This is a genomic window from Ramlibacter sp. bp-362, assembly GCF_054956735.1.
The window spans coordinates 255844-269224 of record NZ_JBUDXE010000006.1 but is presented as its reverse complement, the minus strand read 5'-3'; the positions used below and the strand labels follow the sequence as shown (position 1 = coordinate 269224).

Below are 13381 nucleotides of genomic sequence, written 5' to 3'. Positions count from 1 at the left end.
CCTTCAGCTCCTTCCGGGGGCTCTACCGGCCCGTTTGCAACATTATGCAACTCCGAGAAACACGTAGATACAACCCGGAGTGCTTGACGCGTGATGCTTTTCCTGATCAGCGAATACTTACGAACTAAGCCTTTTTGGTAATCCTTCACAGGATTCGGCCTAACCTGCTCTACCGTGGATTTTCCTGCAGGCAAACCCGGATTGCCATGCCGGCGGCGCCATGGGGGCGCCCGTTTGGCGTTCGCGCCACAGTCGGCCCGGCGACGGAGCCTTCCAGGGGCCGGTTGCGCCCGAGCCGGCCCTGCCGCAACGGCTACCATTCGCCGCACAGAAGAGGAGACCTGAACTTGCCCGTGATCACCAACATCGAGGACCTGCGCCTGCTGGCGAAGAAGCGCGTGCCGCGCATGTTCTACGACTACGCCGACTCCGGTTCCTGGACCGAGAGCACCTACCGGGCCAACGAGGCGGACTTCGAGCGCATCCTGCTGCGCCAGCGCGTGGCGGTGAACATGGAAGGCCGCAGCACCCGCACCACCATGGTCGGACAGGACGTCGCGATGCCCGTGGCGATCGCGCCGACCGGGCTCACCGGCATGCAGCACGCCGACGGCGAGATCCTCGCCGCGCGCGCGGCGAAGAACATGGGCATCCCGTTCACGCTGTCCACCATGAGCATCTGCTCGCTGGAGGACGTGGCCGAGGCCACGGGCCGCCACCCGTTCTGGTTCCAGCTGTACGTGATGCGCGACCGCGGCTTCATCGAGAGCCTGATCGACCGCGCGCGCGCCGCCAACTGCTCCGCCCTCGTGCTGACGCTGGACCTGCAGATCCTGGGCCAGCGCCACAAGGACCTGAAGAACGGCCTGTCCGCGCCGCCGAAGCTGACGCTCGGCAACATCGCCAACATGGCGACCAAGCCGCGCTGGTGCCTGGGCATGCTGGGCACGAAGCGGCGCCAGTTCGGCAACATCGTCGGCCACGTCAAGGGCGTGGAGAACATGGGTTCGCTCTCCGAGTGGACCAACAAACAGTTCGACCCGCGCCTGTCCTGGAGCGACGTCGAGTGGATCAAGAGCCGCTGGGGCGGCAAGCTGATCCTCAAGGGCGTGCAGGACGTGGAGGACGCGAAGCTGGCCGCCGCCTCGGGCGCCGACGCCGTGATCGTGTCGAACCACGGCGGCCGCCAGCTCGATGGCGCGCCCTCCTCCATCTCGGCGCTGCCCCACATCGTGGAGGCCGTCGGCGACCGCATCGAGGTGCACATGGACGGCGGCATCCGCTCCGGCCAGCACGTGCTGAAGGCCGTCGCGCTCGGCGCGCGCGGCGTCTACATCGGCCGCGCGATGCTCTACGGGCTGGGCGCGATGGGACAGGAAGGCGTGGAGCGGGCCCTGGAGATCATCCGCAACGAGCTGGACCTGTCCATGGCCTTCTGCGGCCGCACCAACATCCGCGACGTCGATCGCGGCATCCTGCTGCCGGGGACATACTGAGCGCACCTTGCGCCGTATCGCCCACCTCGACATGGACGCGTTCTTCGCGTCCGTGGAGCTGCTTCGCTATCCGCAGCTGAAGGGGCTGCCGGTGGTGATCGGCGGCGGGCGGCGCCGCGCCGACGACGAGCTGCTGCAGCGCTTCGCCGGCCGGCCGCTCGCGAAGATACCGGTCGAGGCCTTCCCGCTGCTCAAGGACTACGTGGGCCGCGGCGTGATCACCACGGCCACCTATCCCGCGCGCCAGTTCGGCGTCGGCTCCGCCATGGGCATGATGAAGGCGGCGAAGCTGTGCCCGCAGGCCATCGTGCTGCCGGTGGACTTCGACGAGGTGCGCCGCTACTCGCGCGCGTTCAAGGGCATCATCCGCGAGATCGCGCCGGTGATGGAGGACCGCGGCATCGACGAGGTCTACATCGACTTCACCGAGGTGCCGGGCGGGCAGCGCGAGGGCGGACGCGTGCTGGCCCGCCTGATCCAGAAGTCCATCCACGCGGAGACCGGCCTCACCTGCTCCATCGGCGTCGCGCCCAACAAGCTGATCGCCAAGATGGCGAGCGAGTTCGAGAAACCCAACGGCATCTCGATCGTGTACGAGGCGGACGTGCAGGCGCGCATCTGGCCGCTGCCGGTGCGCAAGATCAACGGCATCGGCCCCAAGTCCGAGGCCAAGCTGCACCGGCTGCACCTGCACACCATCGGCGACATCGCCGCGCAGTCGCGCGACTGGCTGGTGGACAACTTCGGCCAGGCCTACGGCAGCTGGATGCACGACGCCGCCTGGGGCCGCGACGACCGCCCGGTGGTGACCGAGAGCGAACCGGTCTCCATGAGCCGCGAGACCACCTTCGACCGCGACCTGCACGCCGTGCGCGACCGCGCCGAGCTCGGGGCCATCTTCACCGACCTGTGCACGCGCGTGGCCGAGGACCTGCGGCGCAAGGGCTACGTGGGCCGCACCATCGGCATCAAGCTGCGCTACGACGACTTCCGCACCGCCACGCGCGACCACACGCTCCAGCACTACACCGACGATGCGGCCGCGATCCGGCGCGCGGCCGGCCTGTGCCTGAAGCGCGTCGACCTGCGCCGGCGCCTGCGCCTGCTCGGCGTGCGCGTGGGCAAGCTGGCGCGCGCCGATGCGGTCGCGCAGGCAACGCCCGCGCCCCCGCTCGCGGCCGAACACACGCCCGACTTGTTTCAGGCGGAAGCGCCGCGGGAAATCGGCTGACAAGAGCCTGTGGCAATCGGCTGATGGCCTCGCGCTGACACGGAACTTACAGTGGCCCGCAAGCCCCAGTTCCCGGGGCGCATGCTGCGGAGAGCCTGACCATGGACCTGGATGCCTTGCAGCGCATCAAGCGCTGGCACGTGCGCCACCAGAACGAGCACCCGGTGGAATACCGCGCGTGGGACACGATGCTCACCCTGTGGCTGGTGGGCTGGGTCGGGTGGATCCCGGCCTTTGCCTTCGACGCCCTCTGGGCCGCGCCGCTGCTCGCGCTGGCGATGTCCGCACCCAGCCTGTACGTCACCTTGCGCGAGAAGGCGCACAAGGCGCGAAGGCTGCGGTGCGATTGGCTGGATGTGCGTTGACGGTGGGGTGCCGAGGCTCGGCTTCGCCTCACCTCGGGCTACGCGCTGCATGGCAGCGCTCGATCGCTGCGCTCACCGCCAGCCTGCGGGGAAGCAGCTACTGACGGGCGGTGCGCACGTTCGCAGGCAGCGCCATCGGGTGGCTGGTGCGCAGCGGATTGATGTCCAGGCCGCCGCGGCGCGTGTAGCGCGCGTAGACCGCCAGGCGCGAGGGACGGCACTGCCGCCAGAGGTCCATGAAGATCCGTTCCACGCACTGCTCGTGGAACTCGTTGTGGTTGCGGAAGCTCACGAGGTAGCGCAGCAGGCCGGCCTGCTCGATCTGCGGTCCCGTGTAGCGGATCTGCACGCTGCCCCAGTCGGGCTGGCCCGTGACCAGGCAGTTGCTCTTCAGCAGGTTGCTGGTCAGGACCTCCTCCACCGGCTGCTCGTCCACCGCCGCCAGCAGTTCGGGCGCCGGCGTGTACTGCGTGCAGTCGACGTCCAGCCGGTCCAGGCTCAGGCCGTCGAGTTCGTGGATCGGTTCGCGGTCGAACGCGTCCGGCAGGACCAGGCGCACCCCGACCGACGCCGGGTGCTCCGCGCCGCGCCAGGTGGCTTCGGCGAGGTCGGCCCGCAGCCGCTCGCGCACGGCGTCGGCGCTCGCGAACACCGTGCCGTTGTAGCTGGCCAGGTAGAGCTTGAGCGACTTGCTCTCGACGATGTTGGGCGTCTCGCAGGGGATGGTGAACTGCGCGATCGCGACCTGCGGCTTGCCGCGCGGGTTGAGCCAGCTCAGCTCGAAGGCCGTCCACAGGTCGGCGCCGAAGAAGGGCGGCGCGCCCGGGATGCCGATCTCCGCGCGCTTGGCCGCGCGCGCGATCGGGTAGAGCAGGCTCGCGTCGTACTGGTCGGCATAGCGCGCCGGCTTGCCGAGTTGCGACTGTTCGGGCGAATTCATGGCGATCCCGCTACTCGAAGCGCCGCTCGCGCAGCCACTTGGTGGCGATCCACTTCTCGCCGGCGAGCACCGGCGCGCCGCCATGCAGCGAGCGCGTGGCGGGATGCGCCCGCTCGTAGCTGAAGAACACCGCGTTGCCGCGCTTGGGCCCGACTTCCAGGTGCACGTCGGGGAACACCGTGCCGCCGCCCTTGCCGGGCTCGGCCAGGTACATGATCACCGTGCCCACGCGCTGGCCGCCGCGCCGCAGGATGGTCGGGGTGCCCGGCTCGTTCGGGTCGAAGTAGTCGTAGTGCGGCTTGTATTCCGCGCCCGGGCCGTACTGCAGGATCTGCAGGCCCTCGCCGTTCTCCTCCGGCCAGTTCACCAGCCGCGCGATGCGCCGCTCGATGCGCTGCACCAGTTCGTTCTCGCCGCGCTGGAAGAACATGCCGTTGCTGGTGCGGTCGGCGTTGACCTCCTCGCCGCCGGTCTTGGTGGCCACGGTCAGCGAACGCGCCAGGCGCGGCTTGGCCAGTTCGATCAGCTGCTCGCACTCCTCGTCGGACAGCAGGCCGCCGAACACCACCACGCGCGGGTTGTACATGGCCTGCAGCACGGCAACCTGCCGGTCGCCCGCGTCCACGTACAGCGGCGACTCGTCCAGCACCGGATCGGGGACCGGCACGGCCGGCGGCAGGCCCTGCGCCTGCGCCTGGCCCTCGAGGTGGCCGCGCAGCGTCGTCTCCATGGCCTCGACCGCGACGTCCTCGGTCCAGCCCGAGGCGATCATGGCCTTGAGCACCGACTCGGCGCCATGGCCGGCCTCGGCCTGCTCGACGATCCACTTGCGCAGCTCCGGCGTCACCTGCTGCTGGGTTCGGGTCGTGTTCATGCTGCTGTCCTGCGCCTGAAGACCAGCCGCTCGGGCTGCGAGGCGGCCGGGTCGAAGGCATAGCCTCCGAGGTTGAAGTTCTCGAGCCTGCGCGGGGTCTCCACCCTGTGCATGATCGCGTAGCGGGCCATCAGGCCGCGCGCCTTCTTCGCCGGGAAGCTGATCACCTTCCAGCCACCCGGCTTCCACTCCTCGAACACGCACTCGATCACGCGCGCCTTGAGCGCCCTGCGGTCGACCGAGCGGAAATATTCCTGCGACGCGAGGTTGATCACCACCGGGGTCTTGTCGGCCGCCAGCTCCGCGTTCAGGAATTCGGCGATGCGGGCGCCCCAGTACTGGTACAGGTTGGCGGCATCGCCCACCTTCAGCGACGTGCCCATTTCCAGCCGGTAGGGCTGCATCCAGTCGAGCGGCCGCAGCACGCCGTACAGGCCGCTCAGGATGCGCAGGTGCTGCTGCGCCCAGTCCAGGTCCGCCGGCGCCAGCTGCTTCGCCTGCAGGCCGTCGTAGACGTCGCCGTCGAAGGCCAGCACGGCCTGCCGGGAATTGCGGGCCGTGAACTTGGGCGACCAGGCCTGGTAGCGCGCGACGTTGAGGGCCGCCAGCGGGTCGCTGATGTCCATGAGCGTGGCCAGCTGCTGCGGCGACTTGCGCCGCAGCACCTCGATCAGGCGCGCGGAATCGGCGGCGAAGGCCGGCAGCGTGTGCGGCAGCTCCGGGAGCGGCGAGTCGTAGTCCAGCGTCTTCGCCGGGGAAAGCAGGAACAGCATGGGACCCGAGTCTAGGCGCGTCGCCAGGCCCGGCGGGCGAGCCACTCGCAGGTGGCGACCGCGACCACGAGCGCGGCATAGGTGGCCATCTTGCCGTCGCGGCCGAAATACCACAGTCCCGCCACCAGCACCGCCACGCCCACGGCGGAATCCAGGACGAACGGCAGCCACCAGCGGCCCGGGCGGGCGCTGCGGGGGACCACCACGCGCGCGGCCAGGGCCACGAGCACCCCCACGGCCAGGGCGGGAGCCACGAAGCTCAGGAGGTGCAGCAGGAAGGCGAGCGGGCCCATGGTCGATTGATCTGGCGCAAGCGGAATTGCCCCGTCCAAGTACTTGATCTGGATCGAATTTTATAATTCGGCGCATGGCAGTCTGGGCACTGGGCATCAACCACACGACGGCACCGCTGGATCTGCGGGGCCGCTTCGCGTTCGCCCTCGACCAGATCGCGCCCACCTTGCACGGATTGCGCGACAGCGTGGGGGCCCGCCTGGGCGGCCAGCCCGAGGCCGCCATCCTGTCCACCTGCAACCGCACGGAAATCTATTGCGCCGGCGCGCAGCACCAGATCGACGGCACCGTCGAATGGCTCGCGCACGCGGGCGGCGTCCAGCCGGCGCTGCTGCGCAGCCACTCCTACCAGCTGCAGGACGCCGGCGTGGCGCGCCATGCGTTCCGGGTGGCGAGCGGCCTGGACTCCATGGTGCTCGGCGAAGCCCAGATCCTCGGGCAGCTGAAGGATGCCGTGCGCGTGGCCGACGAGGCCGGCGCGCTGGGCACCACGCTCAACCAGCTGTTCCAGCGCTCCTTCGCCGTCGCCAAGGAGGTCCGCACTTCCACCGAGATCGGCGCCCATTCGATCAGCATGTCGGCCGCCGCCGTGCGCCTGGCCGGGCAGCTGTTCGAGGACCTCACCAAGGTGCGCGTGCTGTTCGTCGGCGCCGGCGAGATGATCGAGCTGGCCGCCACGCACTTCGCGGCGCGCAGCCCGAAGTCCCTGGTGATCGCCAACCGCACGCTGGAGAGAGGCGAGAAGCTCGCCAGCCGCTTCGGCGGCGAGGTGATGCGGCTGGCCGACCTGCCAGCGCGCCTGCACGAATTCGACGTGGTGGTGAGCTCCACGGCGAGCACCCTGCCCATCATCGGCCTGGGCGCGGTCGAGCGGGCGCTGAAGGCGCGCAAGCACCGCCCCATGTTCATGGTGGACCTGGCGGTGCCGCGCGACATCGAGCCCGAGGTGAAGCAGCTGGAGGACGTGTACCTCTACACCGTGGACGACCTCGCCCACGTGGTGCAGACCGGCCAGGCCAGCCGGCAGGCCGCCGTCGCCCAGGCCGAGGCGATCATCGACGCGGGCGTGCAGAGCTTCGTGCATTGGCTCGGCCAGCGCGACGTCGTCCCGCTGATCCAGCAGCTCAACGCCCAGACGGACGAATGGCGCGCCGCCGAGGTCGCCCGGGCGCGCAAGCTCCTGGCCCGAGGCGAGGACGTCGACGCCGTCCTGGAAGCCCTCTCCCGCGGCCTCACCCAGAAGATGCTGCACGGCGCCATGGCCGAACTGCGCGCCGGCGACGCCGAAGCCCGCCAGCGCGCCAGCTCCGCGATCGAGCACTTCTTCCTGCGCAAGGAGCGTTAGCTGCGCCGCGTCGCGCGCAGCCTCGACTCCGGAATACCGGACGCAAAAGTCGCGAAGGTTGCGCAAAAGTCGCAAAGGAACATCCTATGTTCGTTTTGCGACTTTGGATGTCCTCTTTTGCGCCCTTTGCGTCCGGCAGTCCTCTCCCCAGCCCAGTGAAACCCTTCCTCCGCCAGCAACTCGAGCGCTTCCCCGTCCGCCTGCAGGAACTCGACTTCTTCCTTTCGCAGCCGGACGTCGTGAGCAACATGGAGCGCTTCCGCGAGCTCACGCGCGAGCATGCGGAGGTGAGCGAGGTGGCGGGCGCCTTCCAGCGCTTCCTGCAGCGCGAGCGCGACCTGGCGCAGGCGCGCGAGATGATGGACGACCCCGAGCTGGCCGAGATGGCCCGCGAGGAGATCGCCACGCTCGACGAGGAGCTGCCCGCCCTCGAAAGCGAGCTGCAGGCCATGCTGCTGCCGCGCGACCCGGACGACGTGCGCAACACCTTCCTGGAGATCCGCGCCGGCACCGGCGGCGACGAATCGGCGCTGTTCGCCGGCGACCTGCTGCGCATGTACACGCGCTACGCCGAGCGCCAGGGCTGGCGCACCGAGATCGTCAGCGAAAGCGAGGGCGAGGTCGGCGGCTACAAGGAAGTCGTGCTCCACGTGATCGGCGAGGGCAGCTACGGCAAGCTCAAGTTCGAGTCGGGCGGCCACCGCGTGCAGCGCGTGCCGGCCACCGAGAGCCAGGGCCGCATCCACACGAGCGCCTGCACCGTCGCGGCCCTGGCCGAGCCCGACGAGGCCGCGGCCGTGCAGATCAACCCGGCCGACCTGCGCATCGACACCTTCCGCGCTTCCGGCGCCGGCGGCCAGCACGTGAACAAGACCGATTCGGCCGTGCGCATCACGCACCTGCCCACGGGCATCGTGGCCGAGTGCCAGGACGACCGCTCGCAGCACCGCAACAAGGCCAAGGCGCTGCAGGTGCTGGCCGCGCGCATCCAGGAGAAGGAGCGCTCCGAGCGCGCCGCAAAGGAGGCCGCCACGCGCAAGGGCCTGATCGGCAGCGGCGACCGCTCCGACCGCATCCGCACCTACAACTTCCCGCAGGGCCGGCTCACCGACCACCGCATCAACCTGACGCTCTACAAGCTCGGCGCCGTGATGGAGGGCGAGCTGGACGAGGTGGTCGACGCCCTGCTGCTCGCCCGCCGCGCCGAACAGCTGGAGGAGCTCGAGGTCGGCCTGGGCGCCGCACGCCCATGACCCTGAAGGAGGCGCTGGCCGCGGCGGCGGCGCTCGGGCTGGCGCGGCTCGACGCCCAGCTGCTGCTGCTGCACGCGCTGGGACGGCCCGCCGAGGACCGCGGCTGGCTGCTCGCGCACGACGAGGACGCGCTGGCACCGGCGCAGGAGGAAGCCTTCCTGTCCCTCGCCCGCCGCCGCGCCGCCGGCGAGCCGGCCGCCTACCTGCTGGGGGAAAAGGAATTCTTCGGCCTGCCGCTGCAGGTGGACGCGCGCGTGCTGGTGCCCCGCCCCGACACGGAGACGCTGGTGGAATGGGCGCTCGCGCTGCTGGAGGGCCGCACCGCGCCGCGCGTGATCGATCTCGGCACCGGCAGCGGCGCGATCGCGCTGGCCCTGCAGTCGGCGCGCCGGGACGCGCAGGTGGAAGGGGTGGACCGCAGCCCGGCGGCCCTGGAGGTCGCGTCGGCGAACGCGCGGCGGCTGGGCCTGCCGGTGCGCTTCCGCCAGGCCGACTGGCTGCAGGGCGCGGGACGCTACGACCTGGTCGTGAGCAATCCGCCCTACGTGGCCGTGGCGGACCCGCACCTGCCCGCGCTGCGCCACGAGCCCGCCGAGGCGCTGGTGGCCGGCGCCGACGGGCTGGACGACCTGCGCGCCATCATCGCGGCCGCGCCGGCGCACCTGCTTCCCGGCGGCTGGCTGCTGCTGGAGCACGGCTGGGACCAGGGCCCGGCCGTGCGTGCCCTGCTCGGCGCCGCACGCTTCGCGCAGGTGGCCACGCGGCGCGACCTGGGCGGCCAGGAGCGCTGCAGCGGCGGCAGGCTCGAACTGGGATAATCGACCCAAGCTTCCAGACTTCCGCCAGGAGAACTTTCCATGTCCGACGCCCAGCAACGCATCGCCGACCTCGTGCAGCACAACGACATCGTGCTGTTCATGAAGGGCAACGCGTCCTTCCCCATGTGCGGCTTCTCGGGCCGCGCCGTGCAGATCCTCAAGGCCTGCGGCGTCGACCTGCAGCAGCTGAAGACCGTCAACGTGCTGGAGGACGACGAAATCCGCCAGGGCATCAAGGAATTCAGCAACTGGCCCACGATCCCGCAGCTGTACGTGCGCGGCGAATTCGTCGGCGGCTCCGACATCATGATGGAGATGTACCAGAGCGGCGAGCTGCAGCAGGTGCTGGGGACGCCCGCGCAGTCCTGAGGGAGGACCTCAGCTGTCGGCTCCTGCTGACACGCGCGCGGGCAGCGGCGCGCATCCCTTGCTCGTCCCTTCGGCCTATGCTGGAATAAAGCACAGTCGTTGAAGGAGTGGCGCTCATGGACTCTCGCAGCCTCGTTCCCCAGAACCCGGGCCTCCAGTTGCCCATTGCCAACCTGCGCAATGTCTTCCGGCCGCACGACGTCGAGCGCAAGCTCGCCAAGCTGCCGGCGCGCGAGCACGAGAACCTGCGGGCGACCTACGAACGCATGCTCGAGCGCGGCCCGGAACGCTTCCAGGTCAAGCCCAGCGGCGTGCCGGAAATGGCCGGGCTCTACGAGCAGCTGCCCAACTTCGCCGACGCGCTGGACGACGTGAAGCGCCACGTCGCGCTGTCGCAGGACGCCGGCGAAGGCATCGAGATCACGCCGATGCTGCTGCTGGGCCCGCCCGGCATCGGCAAGACCCACTTCGCGCGGCAGCTCGCCGACCTGCTCGGCACCGGCATGAGCCTGGTGCCGATGAGCTCGATGACGGCCGGCTGGCTGCTGTCCGGCGCCTCGTCGCAATGGAAGGGCGCGAAGCCCGGCAAGGTGTTCGAGGCGATCGTCGACGGCCAGTACGCCAACCCGGTGATCGTGGTCGACGAGATCGACAAGGCCAGCGCCGATGCGCAGTACGACCCCCTGGGCTCGCTGTACAGCCTGCTGGAGCACGACACGGCCGGCGCCTTCATGGACGAATTCGCCGAGGTGGCGATCGACGCGAGCCAGGTGATCTGGATCATGACGGCCAACGACGAGCGCTGCATCCCCGAGCCGATCCTGAACCGCATGAACGTGTTCACGATCGACCCGCCCACGCTGGACCAGGCCCGCGCGATCGCGCGCAACCTCTACCAGTCCATCCGCGGCGAACACGGCTGGGGCCGCCGCTTCGACCCGGAGCCCGCCGACGACGTGCTGGACGCCCTGGCCGAACTCGCCCCGCGCGAAATGCGCCGCGCCCTCATGACCGGCTTCGGCAACGCCCGCCTGGCGCAGCGCGAAAGCGTGCTGGCGGAAGACCTGCCGAAGGCTTCCGGCAGCAAGACGAAGATCGGCTTTCTACAATAAGCGGGTCGGCGGAGATTGGAACGCAGAGGACGCAGAGGTTACGCAGAGGAACGCAGAGAACAGCCAAGTATGGGATGTTCCTCTGCGCACTCTGCGTAACCTCTGCGCACTCTGCGTTCTCCTCTATCCCTACACCCAGGCCCACCGGCGCGCCGCCGAGAACACCGCGGTCGGGTATTGCGGCTTGCCGCGGCTGCCGTTGTAGCGGCCGAGGGCCATGTAGAGGTCGCCGTTTTCGCGGTCGAGGTAGTGGCGCAGGATCACGCAGCCGAAGCGCAGGTTGGTCTGCATGTGGAAGAGGATCGACGGGTCGCCGTTGCCGATCAGGCGGGTCCAGAAGGGCATCACCTGCATGTAGCCGCGCGCGCCCACCCGGCTCACGGCGAACTTGCGGAAGTTGCTTTCCACCTGGATCAGCCCCAGCACCAGCCCCGTGTCCAGTCCCGCCCGCTTGCTCTCGTACCAGGCGGTCTGCAGGAATTCCTTGCGCTGGTTCCACACCGGCATGCGCTTCTCCAGCTTCCGGCTCATCGCGCCCAGCCAGCGCAGGTACTCCAGCAGGCCGTCGCGGTCGGGGAATTCCGGCACCGGCGGCGCGCCGTAGGCGACCGCCGAACTGAGCGCGGTGCGCACCGAGTCGGCGAGCGGCTCCTCGATCTGTCCGCCCGCGCGGGCCGGGCCGCCCAGCAGCCACAGGCCGGCCCCGGCCAGCGCCGGGGCGAGGCAGCCCCGCCGCGTGATCACGCCGCGAGCCGCCCCTGGACGAAGGCGGCGATCTCGCCCGCGGCCACCTTGGTGGCGGCGGTGTCGCGGCGATGCTGGTATTCCACCTGGCCTTCCTTCAGGCCACGGTCGGAGATCACGACGCGGTGCGGCACGCCGATCAGTTCCCAGTCGGCGAACATCGCGCCCGGGCGCTCGCCGCGGTCGTCCAGCATCACGTCGACGCCGGCCCGTGCCAGCGTGTCGTGCAGCTGCTCGGCGGCCGACTTCACCTCCGCGCTGCGGTCCATGCCGATCGGGCAGATCACCACCGTGAAGGGCGCGATCGCGTCGGGCCAGATGATCCCGCGCTCGTCGTGGTTCTGCTCGATGGCGGCGGCCGGCAGGCGCGTGATGCCGATGCCGTAGCAGCCCATCTCGAACACCTTGGGCTTGCCGTCCTCGTCGAGGAAGGTGGCGTCCATCGCCTGGCTGTACTTGGTGCCGAGGTAGAAGATGTGGCCGATCTCGATGCCGCGCTCGATCGCGAGCGGCCCCTTGCCGTCCGGCGACGGGTCGCCCTCCACCACGTTGCGCAGGTCGGCCACCGCATCGGGCTCGGGCAGGTCGCGGCCCCAGTTCACGCCGGCGAGGTGGACGTCCTCCTCGTTGGCGCCGCAGATCCAGTCGGCCATCACGGCGACCTCGCGGTCGGCCACGATCTTCACCGGCTGCTTCAGGCCGATGGGGCCCAGGTAGCCGGGCTTGCAGCCGAAGTGCGCCTGGATCTCGGGCACGGTGGCGAAGCGGAAGCCCGCGTCCAGCCCCGGCACCTTGCCGACCTTGATCTCGTTCATGTCGTGGTCGCCGCGCAGCAGCAGCAGCCACACGGTGGACTTCTTCACCTGGCCGGCGTCGTCGAGTTCGTCCGTGGCCAGCACCAGCGACTTCACCGTCGTGGCGAGCGGCACGCCCAGCAGCTGCGCGACTTCCTCGCAGGTCGCCTTGCCGGGCGTGGGCACCTTTTTCATGGCCTGCGCCGCGGCGGGCCGCGGGCCCTGCGGCGCCAGCGCCTCGGCCTTCTCCATGTTGGCCGCGTAGTCGCTGCCCGGGCAGTAGACGATCGCGTCCTCGCCGGTGGCGGCGATCACCTGGAATTCCTCGGACAGGTCTCCGCCGATGGCGCCGCTGTCGGCCGCGACGGCGCGATAGCGCAGGCCGAAGCGGTCGAAGATGCGGCGGTAGGCCTGCGCCATGATCTCGTAGCTGCGCTTCGCGGCCTCGCGGTCGCGGTCGAAGCTGTAGGCGTCCTTCATGATGAACTCGCGCCCGCGCATCAGGCCGAAGCGCGGCCGGCGCTCGTCCCGGAACTTCGTCTGCACCTGGTACAGGTTCTTCGGCAGCTGCTTGTAGCTGCGCAGCTCCTGGCGGGCGATGTCGGTGACGACCTCCTCGCTGGTGGGCTGCACCACGTAGTCGCGCTCGTGCCGGTCCTTGATGCGCAGCAGCTCGGGGCCCATCTTGTCGAAGCGGCCGCTTTCCTGCCAGAGCTCCGCCGGCTGCACGACGGGCATGGTGCACTCCACGGCACCCGCGCGGTCCATCTCCTCGCGCACGATCGCCTCGACCTTGCGGATGACGCGCAGCCCCATGGGCATGTAGGTGTAGATGCCCGTGCCCAGCTTCTTGATCATGCCGGCGCGGGTCATCAGCTTGTGGCTGGCGACTTCGGCGTCGGCCGGGGCTTCCTTCAGGGTGGAAATCAGGAACTGCGAGGCTCTCATCAAATCGGGCGAGGAGTGGGGACTG

Annotated in this window: 14 protein-coding genes; 8 read left to right on the top strand and 6 right to left on the bottom strand. The window is 69.8% G+C overall.

The window, feature by feature from the left end; translation table 11 throughout:
* Nucleotides 1–347: 347 nt before the first annotated feature.
* The 3 genes from ACY0MJ_RS10985 (at nucleotide 348) to ACY0MJ_RS10975 (ending at nucleotide 3092) form a co-directional block, all read left to right on the top strand.
* Nucleotides 348–1496 carry an alpha-hydroxy acid oxidase gene (locus ACY0MJ_RS10985; RefSeq protein ID WP_462638475.1) on the top strand — a complete coding sequence of 383 codons (1149 nt, stop codon included), beginning with the start codon at nucleotides 348–350 and terminating at the stop codon, nucleotides 1494–1496.
* Between the two features lie 31 nt (nucleotides 1497–1527).
* Entirely contained in the window at nucleotides 1528–2727 is a 1200-nt protein-coding gene (locus tag ACY0MJ_RS10980; protein WP_462638511.1) for a Y-family DNA polymerase, read from the top strand.
* A gap of 101 nt (nucleotides 2728–2828) precedes the next feature.
* A complete protein-coding gene (locus tag ACY0MJ_RS10975; protein WP_462638473.1) occupies nucleotides 2829–3092 on the top strand; it encodes a hypothetical protein in 264 nt (87 codons plus the stop codon).
* Nucleotides 3093–3189: 97 nt separating this feature from the next.
* On the opposite strand, the gene queF is transcribed toward ACY0MJ_RS10975, so the two are convergent.
* The 4 genes from queF to ACY0MJ_RS10955 are packed head-to-tail and all read right to left on the bottom strand — an operon-like array spanning nucleotide 3190 to nucleotide 5972.
* The gene (gene queF, locus ACY0MJ_RS10970) at nucleotides 3190–4032 is read right to left on the bottom strand and encodes an NADPH-dependent 7-cyano-7-deazaguanine reductase QueF (RefSeq protein WP_462638472.1); all 843 of its coding nucleotides are present in this window, start codon (nucleotides 4030–4032) and stop codon (nucleotides 3190–3192) included.
* Nucleotides 4033–4042: 10 nt separating this feature from the next.
* Nucleotides 4043–4906, bottom strand: coding sequence for a 2OG-Fe(II) oxygenase (locus ACY0MJ_RS10965; RefSeq protein WP_462638470.1), 864 nt, complete (start codon nucleotides 4904–4906; stop codon nucleotides 4043–4045).
* Nucleotides 4903–5679, bottom strand: coding sequence for a peroxide stress protein YaaA (gene yaaA, locus ACY0MJ_RS10960; protein WP_462638469.1), 777 nt, complete (start codon nucleotides 5677–5679; stop codon nucleotides 4903–4905). Before yaaA ends, ACY0MJ_RS10965 begins: the two co-directional genes overlap by 4 nt.
* An 11-nt stretch (nucleotides 5680–5690) precedes the next feature.
* Nucleotides 5691–5972, bottom strand: a complete 282-nt coding sequence (locus ACY0MJ_RS10955; RefSeq protein ID WP_462638467.1) for a hypothetical protein — start codon at nucleotides 5970–5972, stop codon at nucleotides 5691–5693.
* Nucleotides 5973–6046: 74 nt separating this feature from the next.
* On the opposite strand from ACY0MJ_RS10955, the gene hemA reads away from it, so the two are divergent.
* From hemA to ACY0MJ_RS10930, 5 genes are all read left to right on the top strand, one after another.
* Nucleotides 6047–7318: a glutamyl-tRNA reductase gene (hemA, locus tag ACY0MJ_RS10950; RefSeq protein ID WP_462638465.1), complete on the top strand. Its 1272-nt coding sequence runs from the start codon at nucleotides 6047–6049 to the stop codon at nucleotides 7316–7318.
* Nucleotides 7319–7473: 155 nt separating this feature from the next.
* Nucleotides 7474–8571, top strand: coding sequence for a peptide chain release factor 1 (gene prfA, locus ACY0MJ_RS10945; protein ID WP_462638464.1), 1098 nt, complete (start codon nucleotides 7474–7476; stop codon nucleotides 8569–8571).
* Nucleotides 8568–9389: a peptide chain release factor N(5)-glutamine methyltransferase gene (gene prmC, locus ACY0MJ_RS10940; RefSeq protein ID WP_462638463.1), complete on the top strand. Its 822-nt coding sequence runs from the start codon at nucleotides 8568–8570 to the stop codon at nucleotides 9387–9389. The genes prfA and prmC overlap by 4 nt, the downstream gene beginning before the upstream one ends.
* A gap of 39 nt (nucleotides 9390–9428) precedes the next feature.
* Nucleotides 9429–9758: a Grx4 family monothiol glutaredoxin gene (gene grxD / locus ACY0MJ_RS10935; RefSeq protein WP_462638462.1), complete on the top strand. Its 330-nt coding sequence runs from the start codon at nucleotides 9429–9431 to the stop codon at nucleotides 9756–9758.
* 116 nt (nucleotides 9759–9874) lie between these two features.
* The gene (locus ACY0MJ_RS10930) at nucleotides 9875–10870 is read left to right on the top strand and encodes an AAA family ATPase (RefSeq protein WP_462638461.1); all 996 of its coding nucleotides are present in this window, start codon (nucleotides 9875–9877) and stop codon (nucleotides 10868–10870) included.
* 129 nt (nucleotides 10871–10999) lie between these two features.
* On the opposite strand, the gene ACY0MJ_RS10925 is transcribed toward ACY0MJ_RS10930, so the two are convergent.
* Together ACY0MJ_RS10925 and ACY0MJ_RS10920 are read right to left on the bottom strand one after the other, a co-directional pair.
* Complete coding sequence (locus ACY0MJ_RS10925; protein ID WP_462638459.1) at nucleotides 11000–11614, bottom strand: lytic transglycosylase domain-containing protein; 615 nt, start codon at nucleotides 11612–11614, stop codon at nucleotides 11000–11002.
* Entirely contained in the window at nucleotides 11611–13356 is a 1746-nt protein-coding gene (locus tag ACY0MJ_RS10920) for a proline--tRNA ligase (protein ID WP_462638458.1), read from the bottom strand. The genes ACY0MJ_RS10925 and ACY0MJ_RS10920 overlap by 4 nt, the downstream gene beginning before the upstream one ends.
* Between the last annotated feature and the right edge of the window lie 25 nt (nucleotides 13357–13381).